Raw genomic sequence first — 14,118 nt, 5'->3', positions numbered from 1 at the left:
AACACAGCGGGCCCCGCACCGAAAGGTGCGGGGCCCGCTGTGTTTCGCCGACTCGGCGTTTCAGCAGCTCAGAGTCGGGACTTGACCGCCGACGAGACCCGCGTCCCGTCCGCCTTCCCGGCCGCGAGCGCCGTGGCGATCTTCATGACCTGCCCCATCTGCTTCATCCCCGGCCGCTCCCCGATCTGCTCGGCAACCTGAGCGATCGCAGTGTCAGCAATATCGGCAACCTCGGCATCGGTCAGCGGCGTCGGCAGGTACTCGTCGATGATCGCTTCCTCAGCGCGCTCAGTGGCCGCCAGCTCACCCCGCCCAGCCTGCTCATAGACGACAGCAGCCTCATTGCGCTTCTTCGACTCCTTCGAAAGCACGGCGATGACCTCGGTATCGCTGAGCTCACGCGCCTGCGTCCCAGCCACCTCCGCCGTCTGAACGGCAGCAAGCAACATGCGCACCGTGTTCAGCCGCAGCGCATCCTTGGCCTTCATCGCAGCAGTGAGATCCGCCCGCAGCTTCGATTTGAGTTCCGACATGCGCCACACGCTACAGCCGACCCCCTGTCGTCTCGCACGTCTTTTTAGCGGGTGTTGGTCCTTGGGGGTTCGGGGGCGAAGCCCCTGAGACTCCGCATCAGCGGTTTTTCTCTCACAGGGGTGTGGGGGCGAAGCCCCCACAGGTCTCGGGGGTGCAGGGGCGCAACCCCTGCAAATCTCGAAGGGGTTCGGGGGCGAAGCCCCCGAGAGCCCCAGAGAGGTTGGGTGGCCCACCTCATTTAGGTCGAACTTTCGACGTCTGGTCGCCTATTCTGGGCAAATGCCCGTAATCTCGACCTCCGCCCTTAGCCGAGCCGCACTGGGAGCCGCCGGGGCCGCGGTCGCCGGAATCGGATATGCCACGCTCGTCGAGCGCAATGCGTTCACGCTGCGCGAGGCGACGCTACCGGTGCTGGAGCCGGGCAAACCTTCGCTACGTGTGCTGCACATCTCCGACCTGCACATGATGCCCGGTCAGCAGTTGAAGCAGGCGTGGCTGCGGGAGCTGGATCGGCTCGAACCGGATCTGGTGGTGAACACCGGGGACAATCTGTCGCATCAGAAGGCGGTGCCTTCGGTGGTGCAGTCGCTGGGCGGGCTGCTGGCGCGTCCGGGCATTTTCGTGTTCGGCTCGAACGACTATTTCGCGCCCGTGCCGAAGAATCCGCTCAAGTATTTCAAGAAGGATCACAAGCGGGTGATGGGTGATCCGCTGCCGTGGCAGGATCTGCGCGCCGCGTTCAGTGAGCGGGGCTGGCTGGATCTGACCCATGTGCGCCGCGATATCGAGGTCGCCGGGGTGCGGATCTCGACGGCGGGCGTGGACGATCCGCATCTGAAGCGGGACCGCTACGACACCGTCGCCGGTGCGCCGAATCCGCTGGCGGACTTGAGCATCGGGCTCAGTCACTCCCCCGAGCCGCGCGTGCTGGATCGTTTCGCCGCGGACGGCTATGACCTGGTGATGGCCGGGCACACCCATGGCGGTCAGCTGTGCCTGCCGTTCTTCGGCGCGCTGGTCACCAATTGCGGGATCGATCGGGCTCGGGTGAAGGGCGCTTCGCGCTGGGGTGCGCATACGCGACTGCATGTTTCGGCCGGGCTGGGGACGTCGCCGTGGGCGCCGTACCGGTTCTGTTGCCGTCCGGAGGCGACGCTGCTGACGCTGGTGGGCGCGCCGCCGAAGAAGCCGGTGTCCGAATCGGGCCGGGGCCGCACCGCATCGGAGGCCGTCGCGCGCTGAGCTCGAAGATCCGAGTTCGCGCCACGATATGCAACTGGGCGTCTACTGCGATATACAACGCGGTAAGTAGTCGTCAGTCAGGGGAATAGCCGTGACCAGTGGAAATGACCATAGCGAGGATCCGACGACCCGGGGGCCGGATCCGAACTGGTGGCAGGGTTCGCCCGCGTCCGATTCGCCGTGGCAGTCGAATCCGGCGCCTCCGGTGCAGGGGCAGCCGGGACAAGGGCAGCCAGGGCAGGGGCAGCCGCCGAATTACGGCGCGCCACAACCTGATCCGGGCTGGCAGCAGGGCTATGGCCAGCAGCCGAATCCGACTACGCCGTTCACGGGTGGGCAGTATCCGCAGGGGCAGCAGCCCTATCAACAGCCGCAGCCGTACCAATCCGGCGCGCAGCCGTATCAGTCGGGCCCGCAGCCGTACCAGTCCGGGCAGCCGCCGTATGGCGGGCAACCAGTTCCCGGCTACGGCCCGCAGGGCTATGCGCAGCCGCCCGGTGGTGGCGGTCGCGGCAAGGGGTGGTTGTTCGCCGGAATCGGCATCCTGATCGTGGCGATCGTGGGCGCGATCGTGACTGTCGTTGTGATGAACCAAGGTTCGAGCGAGACGTCGGCGGGATCGTCGACCACGCCGTCGCTGATCAGCGCGCTCACCACGACGCCGGGATCGAGCCAGCCGTCCACCTCGCCGAAGACGAGCACCTCGAAGACGACGTCGGCGGCTCCGGTGATCCCCGGCTATCAGACGGTCACGATTCCGGATAATGGTGCGGCATTCGATATTCCGAAGGATTGGAAGATCGATCGCACCGGGCAGTCGTACTTCGGGTCCGGGGCGGATCGGATTCCGATCGCGGGTCTCGCCCAGGACGGCCTGGAGTATTGCCCGAACTATGTGCGCACCAATATCTTCCTGAGTCAGTCCACCGAGACCGATCCGACGAAGGCCGCCACCGATATCGGCGCGAAGATGGGCCGGGTCGGCTGGTCCACCTCGACCGGATCGACTGCCGGTGCGGCGGAATCGTTTTCGAATTCCGACGGGCAGCTGACCGGAATCTTCATGGAGACCAAGGGCAATGCCCCCGCCCCGGCGGCCGGCTGCGCCTCGACGTATTCCATCTACACGTTCGCATTCCCCGGCGAAAACGGCGCTTTCGTCTTGACGATCGCCGCGGACACCGGGGTGGACAAGGCGGTGGATGTCGCGCTGGCGAAGAAGATCCTCGCCTCCATCCGCCCGATCTAGCGGGCGCTGGGCCTGATTCAGTGAACTCGTCAGACAGGGGATCCGACGATGACCGATGGCGGGAACAACGATCCGGAGGGGCGGGATCCGACCGCGAACTGGTGGCAGGGCGCGCCGGGCAGGCGGGCTGCGGACCCGACCACCCGGCAGCCCTTCATGCCACCGGCGGGACCGAATCCCTATGTCCCAGGCCAGAATCCGCAGGTTGCGGGATCCACTCCGCATGCTTCCGGCCCGAATCCGCAAGGCTCGGTGGCCAATCCGTACGTCTCTGGAGCTAATCCGTACGCTTCGGTCCCCAATCCGCAAGTCTCCGGGGCTATTCCGCATTCGACAGGCCCGGCTCCCTACCAGTCCGCGCCGCCGCCCGGTGCGCCCTATGCTGGGTACGGCGGGCCACCCCCGAGCGGCGGCGGCAATGGCAGAGTGTGGCTGTACGCCGGTATCGGCGCTCTGGTCGTGATCGTGGTGGCGGTAGTCGCCATCGTGCTGGTGAATGGCAATTCCGGCCCGAATGTCGTGCCCACCACCACCGCCTCGGCCACCTCCAGCAGCCACCCCTCGGCCACGACGAGCACCTCAACCCGCCCGTCGACCCCCGCCGCGGTGATTCCCGGCTACCAGGTGGTGGTCCCCAGCGCCGCCAATGCCGCCTGGGACGTCCCCCAGGACTGGACCATCGATCAATCGACATCCAACTTCGGCACCGGCACCGACCAGGTCCCGGTAGCGGGTCTGGCCACAGAGGGCGACCAATACTGCCCCGGCTACGTCCGCACCAATATGTTCCTGAGCGTCTCCCAGCAAGCCGACACCGCCGCAGCGGCAGCCGACATAGGCGCCCGCATGGCCAAAATCGGCTGGGAAACCCGAACCTCCATGACCGCGACCACCCCCGAACCCTTCGACAACTCCGACCACTCCCTCCACGGCGTCTTCGTCGAAACCAAGGGAAACTTCACCCCACCCGACCCCCGCTGCGCCTCCACCTACTCCATCTACACCTACGCCGTAGGCGGCGGCACCAGCGGCGCCCTGGTCCTGACAATCGCCGCCGACACCGGCGTAGACCGCTCCGTAAACCTAGAATTCGCCCGTCGCCTACTGGCAACCTTCCGCCTCTTCTAACCCACCTGACCAGCCGATTTCGCCCCCACCCCACCCTTACGCTAAGCTTCTCCACGTTCACTTCACGGGGTGTGGCGCAGCTTGGTAGCGCGCTTCGTTCGGGACGAAGAGGTCGCAGGTTCAAATCCTGTCACCCCGACGTGTTGGTTGAGACACAGCAGTAGGCCCTGACCGGTTCACCGGTCAGGGCCTTACTCGTTTCCCATAGGTTTCCTCGGGCGCGCACGTGATGACATCGAGTTGCCGCACCAGCGACGCCGGGATTTCGTCATTGTCGAAATGCGACAGTCCGGGAACGATCACGGCCTCGGCGTCGAGTCGGGTGGCTTGGGCCTTCAATCGCGCCAGTGGCGGACGGGCGGAGTTGGGGTCGTAGACGACCAGTTGGGTGAAGTCGTACCCGAGCCGGGTTGCGAGCCTGCGGATGCACATCTCGTCCCAGAGTTGGGAAATCCCAGACACATCGGTTCGGAGATATCCCAAAGCTGTTGCCTTGTACCGCATTACCGCCCCTCTGTCCTCGTGCCCGTCGAGCGCGATGTGTCCGTGGATTTCGAGGTAGAAACCGCAGTAGTCCTCCGAGTCGTCCCCTGAACTCTGGAGTTCCAGCACGCCACCGGGGAACTGGAACAGCCGTGTACGCGGCGTGGTCTCCGCTTCATCTGGTTCATTGGTCACGACTGCCCCTCATGTCGCCTCGCGAGGCAGTTCGGACCGAGACGACTGCACCGGCCTCGAACGCCATGAACCGACGCTACGAACTATGCGCAGTTCGATGCCACACCTATGCTTGAGAATGCACAAATCCAGCTATTGCTGTCCCAAACCGCAAGAGGCCGAGGATTATTGGTAAAGCGTGAGCATGAATGCGCATTACCTCTGATTGGAGAATGATCATGCGGATACATTTCCTCGGCAAAGGAGACTCCGAGGGCGGAGGCTGCCCGAGCATGTACTACACAGACCGAGACACCTACGTCGTCCAGGGCTGGAAAACGGACACCCTCGGAACCGTCGAAATCCCCCAACGGCTGCTCGGCTTCATCCATCCGAACACATACGTCGACTCAGCCATGACCGACACGGGCAGAGGGACTTTCGCCCCCTCCGGCACACCGGTGACCGATGGTGAGACGCTGGCACAGATGGACATCTACCCCAACGAGACAGCCATTGAGGTGCCCCGGCAAGAGAGGACGTTCTACGGCAATGCTGTTAGTGCAGGGTGAAGCATTCAACAACCTGTTTCAGGAGGCGAAGCGCGAAGCATTCCACCTCGAAGTCAGGGACGACTACTACCCATCGGACTACCCGCCTCTGGTTCGGTTCCTCGCCGGAGAGACAGAGGACTACGAATGGTTCCAGCCTTGGCTGAGCCAGGTACGGGAAACAACCAGCCGGGGTGTAGCGGTCAACCGAGCGCGGGTAGTTACCGTGCCGCACAACGATTACACCCGGTACGCGAAGCACGTGGCGCGCCTCAATGTGGAGGCCGGGGAAGATGTGCGGTACCTGCCACGGCACCTGATCGCAGCCGATGAACTGACTACCGATGACTGGTGGTTGTTCGATGACTCGGTGGTCGCGTTCACTGTGTTCGAACCTGGAGAGAACGGCCGTTGGATCGGCGGTGGTGTGACCACCGACCCAGGGATTGTTGATTACGTCCGAACCGTCAAGGAACGAGTGTGGTCTTTGGCCGTTCCGTTGTCGGAGTATGGCGAACCGTGACAGGTTCGCTCAACCAGGCTAAAGAAGCTCTCGGGGCACGACTCCGGGAGCTTCGCCTAGATGCGGGCATCTCAGGCAGCGAGCTCGCCCGGCGGGCAGGCTGGCATCAGACCAAGGTCCCGAAGATCGAGTACGGCAAGACCAAACCCACGGACACCGACATCCGCACCTGGTGCGCCCACACCGGCTCCGAGGACCAGATACCCGACCTGATCGCCACCCTGCGGAACATCGAGGCCGCGTGGCTCGAATGGCGGCGGTTACTCGGCACCGGCACCAAGCGCAGGCAGCAAGCATCGATCAAGCTCGAGGCCGAGACCGAGGTCATGCGGGTGTATCACCCGTTCCTCGTCCCCGGACTGCTCCAAACGGCCGAGTATGCGGAGGGCGTACTCCGGCGAGTGATCGAATTCCAGCAGGTGCCTGACGACCTCGACGAAGGCGTATCGAAACGTCTTGAGCGGCAACAGATTTTGTACCGGAAGAACCATCGATTTCACTTCGTCATCGCGGAGCAAGCCTTGAGAACCACGGTCGGCACCGATAGGACCATGGTCGGTCAATTGGACCGGCTACTTGCCGTGGTCGGGCTCCCGAGGGTGGTGCTCGGCATCGTTCCGGCCGAGGAGTCATACCGGGTGTCGATGACGAACTTCGCTATTTTCGACAACACCCGCGTCATGGTCGAAACCGTTACCGCTGAACTGACGGTCACTCAACCCAGGGAAATAGCCCAGTACGGACGCGCATTCGACGTATTGGCTGGTCAATCGGTTACCGGGGATGCCGCACGGGCGCTTATCCGTGAAGCCGTAAGCAGGCGAACCGACCGGCTCGAAAAACAGGCAGACGGTCCGGCTGAATGGTGAGATCGCGATCGGGTCGAGCGCTGCACCAGTCAGGGTTACCACCTTGAGGCGGTGGCGATTCTGGACTCACTGATCGGTGATCGACTCGCGAGCCGCCTGAGTCATCTGAAGGGTGCCCGAACAGTGGCGGGCGTTGGTGCTGCTGGCTGGCCATAGGTTTCCTCGGGCGCGCACGTGATGACATCCAGTTCCGGAAGCGTTGGCGCAGAGGGATCTTCCGTCCCACGAGCGCGCCATAGAGGTCCCCGTAGGGAAAGAGATTCGTCGCGATGCTCCACGTCACTGACCGTGCATTCACGGACATGTTCCGGTCGTGTCAGAGGTCGGCCTTTCACCTCGAGGTACAGGATGTCTACGAGACGCCGGAGGAATCCGAGCCGTTCCGAAAGTTTCTGAGCGGCGAGGCGGACGACTATGCCTGGTTGCAGGGCTGGTTCGATCTTGTCCGCGAATCAACCGAGCGCGGGGTGGTTTTCACGCGGGCACGGGTCGTCACGGTGCCACACGTCGACTACGTCCGCTGGAGCTTGGTGGTATCGCCGATGAATATCGAAGCAGGCGAAGACATCCGGTACCTACCGCGTCATCTTGTCGATGCCGACGACCTGACGACCGACGACTACTGGCTGTTCGATGACAGCACCGTCGCCTACACGCTGTTCACTCGTGACGGGGCGGCAGCTGGGGCAGCGGTCACAACCGACCCGGCACTGGTGCGCCGGTGCGCGCAGGTTCGCGACGCCGTGTGGCGGCAAGCGATCCCCTACGCCGAATACCGCCGGACTACCGTCACTGCGTGAGCAACGTCCACAAGGCTCGAGAGGCACTCGGGCAACAACTTCGGGACCTTCGCAGGGATGCTGGTCTGACTGGCCGTCAGCTTGCCGATCTGGCGGCCTGGCACCCGTCGAAGGTCACGAAGATCGAGTACGGCAAGCAGACGCCGACCGAGGATGACATCCGGAAGTGGTGTGAGCACACCGCCGCTGAGGGACACGTATCAGATCTGGTCGCCAGCGCGACGACTCACCAGACCCATAGGCTCAGCAGTGTGAAGATCGAGCGCAATCCCAGGGATGTTCATGCGCCGGTGGCGGCGTATACGCACCAGATCGAGATCGGCCCGGGGGGACGGTGGCTGGTTCTGTCGGGGCAAATCGGTATGCGCGTCGACGGTTCGGTGCCGGAGTCGGTGGTCGAACAGATCGAGGTGGCGCTCGAGAATGTGGGGCGCAATCTGTCAGCGGCGGGAATGAGCGTCACCGATCTGGTGAAGGTGACCGTATTTTTGGTTGGCCAGGTCGATAGTGCGGCCCGGCGCACGGCTTTCGCCGACTTCCTCGGATCGCACGAACCTTGCATGACTTTGATGTATGTCAGCGGCTTGGCTGCTCCATCGCTTCGAGTCGAGATAGATGTCATGGCCTGGTCGGATGCGGCGAAGGATGGAGAATAGGCCCGGACCGGTTTGCCGGTCTAGGCCTACTCGTATTTGGCGGGGTATGGAAGTTGTTGCGCGGGAAGGGGGACGCGGTTCGGTTAGTCGGTGGCCAGGCGGATTACCGGGTATTGCTTGGCGGATTTGGTTTGGTACTTCGCGTAGCGGGGCTGGTCGGCGACTATGCGTTGCCAGGCCTTGTCGCGGTCGGGGCCTTCGAGGCGGTGGGGTTTGACGTGGACGGCTGGGTGGCCGTGTAGTTCTACTGAGGCTTGGTCGGGGTGGGCCATCAGGTTGGCGTACCAGTCGGGGTGGTGGTTGCCGCCGCCTGAGGCTATGACCAGCCAGGCGTTGGGGCCGTCCGGGAACCAGGAGAGGGGGGATTGGCGGGGGTGGCCGGATTTGCGGCCTACCGTGTGCAGGATCAGGAGATCCATGCCCATGAATTTGCCGCCTTTGCGGCGGATTCGGGCGGTGGTGCGGGCGTTCATTTTTCGCTGGAACCACAGTGACAGGCTGTTCTGAGACATCTCCTACCTCCGGTGAGCGACTGTCTCGGTCTGTCATTGACGCTAGTCGCGGACGTTTGACCTGCGCTTCTTGATTCCTGATCGGTGTCGGCCGGTCAGGAGGCGGTGACCGGGTGGATCTGGAGGCGGCAGGTGGCGATGGAGCTGCCGAGGGTGACGGTGGAGGTGGTGTTGGGCGGGGTGACCAGGAGGGCGGGGCTTACGGTGCAGCCTTCGCCGTTGTCGTGGACTGCGACGGCTTCGATTACGGCTTGGGCGGTGTGGGTGCTGTCGAGCAGGACCGCCGGGAGGGTGTCGTCGCCCTGCGGGAGGCCGCCGATGTAGCCGCGGGGGGTGCGGTCGGCGTGGATGACCGTGCCGTTGTCGTAGGCGTCTACGCCTGGGTAGCCGGTGAGGGTGCAGGGGGTGTTGCCGGGGTTCAGGGTGAAGGTCAGTTGGAGGCCGCGGTGGAGCATGGCCGCGCCGAGGTTGGTGACGGTGGTGTCGACTTGGCCGGAGCCGCAGGCGCGGACGGCCGGGGTGCCCGCTGGGACGGTTCCGGGAGGTGTGCCGGGCGTGGTCTCCGGGGCGGTCACGGGAGCCGTGGCGGGTGCCGAGGAGGGGTTCGATTGCGTTGTCGCCCTGGTGGTTCCGGACGGGGTGCCGGAGGGTCCCGGTTCGCTCGTGGCGCAGGACGCCAACCCGGCCAAGGCGCAGCATAGGAGAATCCGTGCGAATCGCGTTGTCTGCCTGCTCATGTGAATCCCCACCTTCGGACGCCGTACAGGAGCTTCACGGGGTCTATCGGCGGCGGACCCGGTAGCCGAACCACCGGACGAGTCACGATTCGGGTTCGATCTCCTCACGCGCTGAACCGCCCGCCGACGGCGAAATCCTCATTGCGGTCGAGGAGTACGGCGCGGCGGGCGGCACGATGACGGTCGGCGTCAGCCCAGGTGCAGGCGCTTCATGAGGCGCAGGGTCATGAGGGTGGACTTGAGCTGCTTTTCATAGGGCATGCCCGAACGAGCGGCGAGGATCTGCTTCTTCTGGACGCCGATATTGATGGTGTCGGTGTACTTGAGGATGCCTGCCGCGCCGTGGCGGGTGCCGACGCCGGACTGTTTGACGCCGCCGGAGGGGGTTCCCTTGGCGGCGTAGGTGGTGACGAAGCCGTCGTTGATATTGATGCTTCCGGCTTCGATCTTTTCGGCGATTCGCCCGGCGCGGTCGAGGTTTCCGGCCCAGACGCTGGCGTTGAGGCCGTAGGTGGTGGCGTTGGCGAGGCGGACGGCCTCGTCTTCGGTTTTGAATTTGTAGATGGTGACGACGGGTCCGAAGGTTTCCATGGTGGCGTGCGCCATGTCGGGGGTGACACCGGTGAGGACGGTGGGCTCGAAGAAGGCGGGGCCGATATCGGGGCGGGGGTTGCCGCCGGTGAGGACGGTCGCGCCTTTTTCTCGGGCCTCGTCGACGTGGGAGGCGACGCGCTTCATGTGGTCGACCGAGACGAGGGAGCCGAATTCGGGGTCGAAGTCGTAGGTGGCTCCGGCCTTGGAGCCCAATTCCTCTGCGGCGGCGACGAATCGGCGCACGAACTCGTCGTGGATGCTCTCCTGCACGTAGATGCGCTCGATATGCATGCACGCCTGGCCGGTATTGCCGAAGACGGCGAAGGTGGCGGAGGGAATCGCCTCGTCGAGGTTGGAGTCGTCGAGCACGATCATCGGGTTCTTGCCGCCGAGCTCGAGCGAACAACCGATGAGGTTGCGCCCGGCCTGTTCACCGATGGTGCGGCCGGTGGCGGTGGAGCCGGTGAACATGACGTAGTCGACATTGTCGATCAGGGTCGGGCCGACATCGGGTCCGCCGCCGCACACGACCTGCACCAGCCCGCGCGGCAGTCCCGCCTTGTGTAGCAGTTCCAGCCCGTACAGCGTGCACAGCGCGGTCTTGTTGTCCGGCTTGAGGATCAGGCCATTGCCCGCCATGAGCGCGGGGGTGGAGTCGGACATGGAGATGGCGAAGGGGAAGTTCCACGGTGCGATGACCGCGACGACGCCCTTGGGCCGGTGCTCCTCGGTGGAGGTGGTGATGATCGGCATGGGCCCGCTGCGCTTCTTGTTGCGCAGGGTCTTCTCGGCCGTCTTGAGGTAGTGCGCGATCACCATCGGGGTGTCGCAGGCCTCTTCGATGGCCATGCGCCGGGCCTTGCCGCAGCCGATCTGGATGAGGTCGGCAATGGTCTCGATCTCGGAGAGGATGAGTTCGTGTGCCCGCTCGAATACCTCGAGCCGGGCCTTCAGCGGCCGTCGCGCCCATTCCTTCTGGGCGGCGCGGGCGATGGCGACGGCGGTCTCCACATCCTCGGGGGAGGACTGCGGCAGGTAGCCGACCGTTTCGCCGGTGTAGACCTCGATCATTTCGAAGGGGTCGCGCGGTTCGCCCGCCTTCCCCGCGGTCACCATGGCGGTGAGCCGGTTGATCAGAGATTCCGTGACACGCGGCGGCAGTGTCGGCGTCTTCGTTGTGCTCATGCGCGCTCTCTCCAGTACTTGCCGCCCGTGACGGCGGTCACCCTCCTCCAAACTAGAACACGTTATTGTTCAGGACAACGGCACGGGGTAGTTTCGTCCAGAATCCCCCGGTTTGGCCCAGTGGAAAGAAAGGTCGGCATGACCACCGCGACTGCTGAAACAAGTAGCAACACCGAGCCGCACGCGCTCGTCGAGAAGCGCGGCGCGACGCTGATCGTCACCATGAACCGCCCGGCCCGCAAGAACGCCCTCACCGGCGAGATGCTGGCGATCATGACCGAGGCCTGGGACACCGTCGACAATGATCCCGAGATCCGCTCCTGCATCCTCACCGGTGCGGGCGGCGCGTTCTGCGCGGGCGCGGACCTCAAGGCCATGTCCAAGTCCAACCCGGGCGAGAATATGAAGGAGGGCAGCTCCTTCGACCCGTCCCGCATGCCGGGCCTGCTCAAGGGCCGCCGCCTCACCAAACCGCTGATCGCCGCCGTCGAGGGCCCGGCCATCGCGGGCGGCACCGAGATCCTGCAGGGCACCGATATCCGCATTGCCGGTGAGAGCGCCAAATTCGGTGTGTCCGAGGCGAAGTGGAGCCTTTTCCCGATGGGCGGCTCGGCCGTGCGACTGCCCCGGCAGATCCCGTACACCGTCGCGGCGGAGCTGCTGCTGACCGGCCGCCACATCACCGCGACCGAGGCGCTGAGCTTCGGCCTGGTCGGTCACGTGGTCCCGGACGGCACCGCGCTGGACAAGGCCTTGGAGATCGCCGAGCTGATCAATAACAATGGCCCGCTTGCGGTTCAGGCGATCCTGAAGGTCATGCGCGACACCGAGGGCCTGCATGAGGAGGACGCCTTCAAGATCGACGCCAAGGTCGGCCTGCCGGTCTTCCTCAGCGCCGATGCGAAGGAAGGCCCCCGCGCCTTCGCCGAGAAGCGCAAGCCCAACTTCCAGGGCAACTAGAGGCTTACACACGAATGGAGTGTGAGAGCTGAACTCTCACACCCCATTCGGTCCTCACACCCGATAGCGCTAGCGGGCCGCGACTTCCTCACCGAGGAAGCCACCCGACTGATGCCGCCACAGTTGGGCATAAGCCCCTTCCGCGTCGAGCAATTCCTCGTGCGTGCCTTTCTCCACGATCTGCCCACGATCGAGCACGACCAGCTGATCCATCCCGGCCACCGTGCTCAGCCGGTGCGCGACCACCACTGCGGTACGCCCCTCCATCAACTCCCAGAGCGCTTGCTGCACAAGCACTTCGCTCTCCGAGTCGAGGGCGCTGGTGGCCTCGTCGAGCAGCAGGATCGGGGCATCCCGCAGGATGGCCCGAGCCAGTGCGACGCGCTGCCGTTGTCCGCCGGACAGTTTCACGCCGCGCTCACCGAGCAGCGTGTCCATGCCCTCGGGCAGGGCATCGGAGAATTCGGTGACGTGCGCCGCCTTGGCCGCCCGCTGAATCTCCTCGTCCGTGGCATCGGGCCGGGCGAAGCGGATGTTCTCCCGCAGCGTCCGATGGAACATGGCCGGATCCTGCGGCACGTAGGCGAGCATGCTGCGCAGGTCGGCCTGCCGGAGCTTCGAAATATCCTGGCCGCCAATGCGAATGCTGCCGCCGTCGATATCCATCATGCGCAACAGCAACTGCGTCAGCGTGCTCTTGCCGCCGCCGGACCGCCCGACCAGGCCGATCTTGGACCCGCTCGGCACGTCCAGATCCAGGCCGCGGAACAGCGGCGCGGATCCGGCGTGCGCGAACTGCACTCGATCGAACTGGATACCGGATCCCTTGGGCCGCAAGGGCTCCGGCTCGCTGACATCGAGCACCGTGGGTGTCTCGCGCAGCAGTTCGGTGAATTGCGCCGCCTCGGTGACCGAGCTCTCCAGCCGCCGGTAGATCTGGTTGAACCGGAACATGATGTTGGTGGCATTCCAGTAGTACGTGAACGTCACCATGATCACCTCGACGCCCGCGTGCCCGCCGCTCAACCCGAGCGCCACCAGCAGCCCCAGCGCATTGCAGAGCACCACCAGGGGCGTGACCACGGTGTCGATCTTCAGGTTGTTGTAGTCCCAGGACGCCAAGGCCTTTCGCCGCTGCCAGGCAACGCGCTTGCGATGCTCGGCCGCCTCCAGCGGTTCGGCCGCGAAGGCCCGCACCACCTGCATATTGGAGAGGCTGTCGGAGACGTGCCCGGAGACCAGCGCGGTCGCGACCTCGCGATCGTCGACCAGCTTCTGCCGACGCTTGATGAGCGGCGCGATGACCAGTCCGGTCAGCGCGATCAGTCCGATGAGCACGACCACCAGCATCGGGTCGTAGCGCCACAGCACCACCGAGGCGAAGGTGAGCGGCACCAGCGCGGCGACGATCTCGAACGCGAGGGTGTCGGCGAACTCCTCGAACCGCGTGGCGAAGCTCAGCGACCGCTTGGTCAGGGATCCGGCGAAATTATTGTGGAAGAACGCCGCATCCTTGGCCAGCAACTCGTCCATGGCGACGATGTACAGGCTCTCGATGCCATTGGCGTCGAGCCGGTTCAGGCAGTGAATGCCGATGCGCCACAGGACTTCCGCGAACAGCAATAGTCCGGCGAAGCCCAGCACGTAGGGCGCGACCGTCCCGAGCGAGGAGTCGCCGGTGTCGGCCACCCGCCCGATGAGGGCCGCGACCAGTAGGGGTGCGATGTACAACTGGCAGGTATTGCCCAGTGCCGGTCCCAGCATGGCCGGGATCGTGAGTGATTTCCGCCGAGCCAATTCCCGGCCGTAGTAGCGCAGAACCAGCATCACAGCGGACGCGCGTAAGTTCATTCGTCCTCTCTCGAAGTGGGGTTCGAGCAGTGCAGGACGACTATGGTGCCTGGCCGGGGGGCGCTATGGC

At 64.6% G+C, this 14,118-nt stretch carries 15 protein-coding genes and 1 tRNA gene; 10 read left to right on the top strand and 6 right to left on the bottom strand.

The annotated features are described in order from the left end of the window. Positions 1 to 68: 68 nt before the first annotated feature. Complete coding sequence (locus AB0N05_RS28590; RefSeq protein WP_364699394.1) at positions 69 to 533, bottom strand: GatB/YqeY domain-containing protein; 465 nt, start codon at positions 531 to 533, stop codon at positions 69 to 71. A gap of 280 nt (positions 534 to 813) precedes the next feature. Between AB0N05_RS28590 and AB0N05_RS28585 the strand changes: the two genes are divergently transcribed. The 4 genes from AB0N05_RS28585 (at position 814) to AB0N05_RS28570 (ending at position 4,292) form a co-directional block, all read left to right on the top strand. Beyond that, positions 814 to 1,776, top strand: coding sequence for a metallophosphoesterase (locus AB0N05_RS28585; protein WP_364699392.1), 963 nt, complete (start codon positions 814 to 816; stop codon positions 1,774 to 1,776). Between the two features lie 91 nt (positions 1,777 to 1,867). After that, on the top strand, positions 1,868 to 3,025 hold the full coding sequence (locus tag AB0N05_RS28580) for a hypothetical protein (RefSeq protein ID WP_364699390.1): 1,158 nt from the start codon (positions 1,868 to 1,870) through the stop codon (positions 3,023 to 3,025). Positions 3,026 to 3,073: 48 nt separating this feature from the next. Beyond that, a complete protein-coding gene (locus tag AB0N05_RS28575; protein ID WP_364699388.1) occupies positions 3,074 to 4,153 on the top strand; it encodes a hypothetical protein in 1,080 nt (359 codons plus the stop codon). 65 nt (positions 4,154 to 4,218) lie between these two features. Continuing rightward, a tRNA-Pro gene (locus AB0N05_RS28570) sits at positions 4,219 to 4,292 on the top strand. Between the two features lie 44 nt (positions 4,293 to 4,336). Here the strand turns inward: AB0N05_RS28570 and AB0N05_RS28565 are convergent. After that, positions 4,337 to 4,831 (bottom strand): hypothetical protein, encoded by a 495-nt coding sequence (locus AB0N05_RS28565; protein ID WP_364699386.1) that lies wholly within the window; start codon positions 4,829 to 4,831, stop codon positions 4,337 to 4,339. 272 nt (positions 4,832 to 5,103) lie between these two features. Between AB0N05_RS28565 and AB0N05_RS28560 the strand changes: the two genes are divergently transcribed. From AB0N05_RS28560 to AB0N05_RS28540, 5 genes are all read left to right on the top strand, one after another. Beyond that, positions 5,104 to 5,382, top strand: a complete 279-nt coding sequence (locus AB0N05_RS28560) for a hypothetical protein (RefSeq protein ID WP_364699384.1) — start codon at positions 5,104 to 5,106, stop codon at positions 5,380 to 5,382. After that, positions 5,363 to 5,884 carry a DUF6879 family protein gene (locus AB0N05_RS28555; RefSeq protein WP_364699382.1) on the top strand — a complete coding sequence of 174 codons (522 nt, stop codon included), beginning with the start codon at positions 5,363 to 5,365 and terminating at the stop codon, positions 5,882 to 5,884. The genes AB0N05_RS28560 and AB0N05_RS28555 overlap by 20 nt, the downstream gene beginning before the upstream one ends. After that, positions 5,881 to 6,753 (top strand): helix-turn-helix transcriptional regulator, encoded by an 873-nt coding sequence (locus AB0N05_RS28550; protein WP_364699380.1) that lies wholly within the window; start codon positions 5,881 to 5,883, stop codon positions 6,751 to 6,753. Before AB0N05_RS28555 ends, AB0N05_RS28550 begins: the two co-directional genes overlap by 4 nt. Before the next feature lie 269 nt (positions 6,754 to 7,022). After that, complete coding sequence (locus AB0N05_RS28545; protein WP_364699378.1) at positions 7,023 to 7,553, top strand: DUF6879 family protein; 531 nt, start codon at positions 7,023 to 7,025, stop codon at positions 7,551 to 7,553. After that, positions 7,550 to 8,209 (top strand): Rid family hydrolase, encoded by a 660-nt coding sequence (locus tag AB0N05_RS28540; protein WP_364699376.1) that lies wholly within the window; start codon positions 7,550 to 7,552, stop codon positions 8,207 to 8,209. Before AB0N05_RS28545 ends, AB0N05_RS28540 begins: the two co-directional genes overlap by 4 nt. Before the next feature lie 83 nt (positions 8,210 to 8,292). Here the strand turns inward: AB0N05_RS28540 and AB0N05_RS28535 are convergent, their stop codons facing one another. From AB0N05_RS28535 to AB0N05_RS28525, 3 genes are all read right to left on the bottom strand, one after another. Beyond that, positions 8,293 to 8,721 (bottom strand): nitroreductase family deazaflavin-dependent oxidoreductase, encoded by a 429-nt coding sequence (locus AB0N05_RS28535; protein WP_364699374.1) that lies wholly within the window; start codon positions 8,719 to 8,721, stop codon positions 8,293 to 8,295. A 95-nt stretch (positions 8,722 to 8,816) separates the two neighbouring features. Further along, on the bottom strand, positions 8,817 to 9,458 hold the full coding sequence (locus tag AB0N05_RS28530) for a DUF4232 domain-containing protein (RefSeq protein WP_364699372.1): 642 nt from the start codon (positions 9,456 to 9,458) through the stop codon (positions 8,817 to 8,819). A gap of 189 nt (positions 9,459 to 9,647) precedes the next feature. After that, on the bottom strand, positions 9,648 to 11,237 hold the full coding sequence (locus AB0N05_RS28525) for a succinic semialdehyde dehydrogenase (protein WP_364699370.1): 1,590 nt from the start codon (positions 11,235 to 11,237) through the stop codon (positions 9,648 to 9,650). A gap of 138 nt (positions 11,238 to 11,375) precedes the next feature. On the opposite strand from AB0N05_RS28525, the gene AB0N05_RS28520 reads away from it, so the two are divergent. Beyond that, entirely contained in the window at positions 11,376 to 12,197 is an 822-nt protein-coding gene (locus AB0N05_RS28520; RefSeq protein WP_364699368.1) for a crotonase/enoyl-CoA hydratase family protein, read from the top strand. 69 nt (positions 12,198 to 12,266) lie between these two features. Here the strand turns inward: AB0N05_RS28520 and AB0N05_RS28515 are convergent, their stop codons facing one another. After that, the gene (locus tag AB0N05_RS28515) at positions 12,267 to 14,048 is read right to left on the bottom strand and encodes an ABC transporter ATP-binding protein (RefSeq protein WP_364699366.1); all 1,782 of its coding nucleotides are present in this window, start codon (positions 14,046 to 14,048) and stop codon (positions 12,267 to 12,269) included. Positions 14,049 to 14,118: the final 70 nt, after the last annotated feature.

It is taken from the genome of Nocardia sp. NPDC051030 (assembly GCF_040683015.1).
GTDB lineage: Bacteria > Actinomycetota > Actinomycetes > Mycobacteriales > Mycobacteriaceae > Nocardia.
The sequence above is the reverse complement of the archived record's forward strand: the minus strand, read 5'-3'. Positions and strand labels throughout refer to the sequence as shown.

Excerpts from the sequence above, each read along its gene's own strand:
- AB0N05_RS28520 (WP_364699368.1), top strand. The coding sequence starts at position 11,376 with ATGACCACCGCGACTGCTGAAACAAGTAGCAACACCGAGCCGCACGCG.
- AB0N05_RS28525 (WP_364699370.1), bottom strand. The coding sequence starts at position 11,237 with ATGAGCACAACGAAGACGCCGACACTGCCGCCGCGTGTCACGGAATCT.
- AB0N05_RS28590 (WP_364699394.1), bottom strand. The coding sequence starts at position 533 with ATGTCGGAACTCAAATCGAAGCTGCGGGCGGATCTCACTGCTGCGATG.
- AB0N05_RS28515 (WP_364699366.1), bottom strand. The coding sequence starts at position 14,048 with ATGAACTTACGCGCGTCCGCTGTGATGCTGGTTCTGCGCTACTACGGC.
- AB0N05_RS28555 (WP_364699382.1), top strand. The coding sequence starts at position 5,363 with ATGCTGTTAGTGCAGGGTGAAGCATTCAACAACCTGTTTCAGGAGGCG.
- AB0N05_RS28585 (WP_364699392.1), top strand. The coding sequence starts at position 814 with ATGCCCGTAATCTCGACCTCCGCCCTTAGCCGAGCCGCACTGGGAGCC.
- AB0N05_RS28535 (WP_364699374.1), bottom strand. The coding sequence starts at position 8,721 with ATGTCTCAGAACAGCCTGTCACTGTGGTTCCAGCGAAAAATGAACGCC.
- AB0N05_RS28545 (WP_364699378.1), top strand. The coding sequence starts at position 7,023 with ATGCTCCACGTCACTGACCGTGCATTCACGGACATGTTCCGGTCGTGT.
- AB0N05_RS28560 (WP_364699384.1), top strand. The coding sequence starts at position 5,104 with ATGTACTACACAGACCGAGACACCTACGTCGTCCAGGGCTGGAAAACG.
- AB0N05_RS28530 (WP_364699372.1), bottom strand. The coding sequence starts at position 9,458 with ATGAGCAGGCAGACAACGCGATTCGCACGGATTCTCCTATGCTGCGCC.
- AB0N05_RS28575 (WP_364699388.1), top strand. The coding sequence starts at position 3,074 with ATGACCGATGGCGGGAACAACGATCCGGAGGGGCGGGATCCGACCGCG.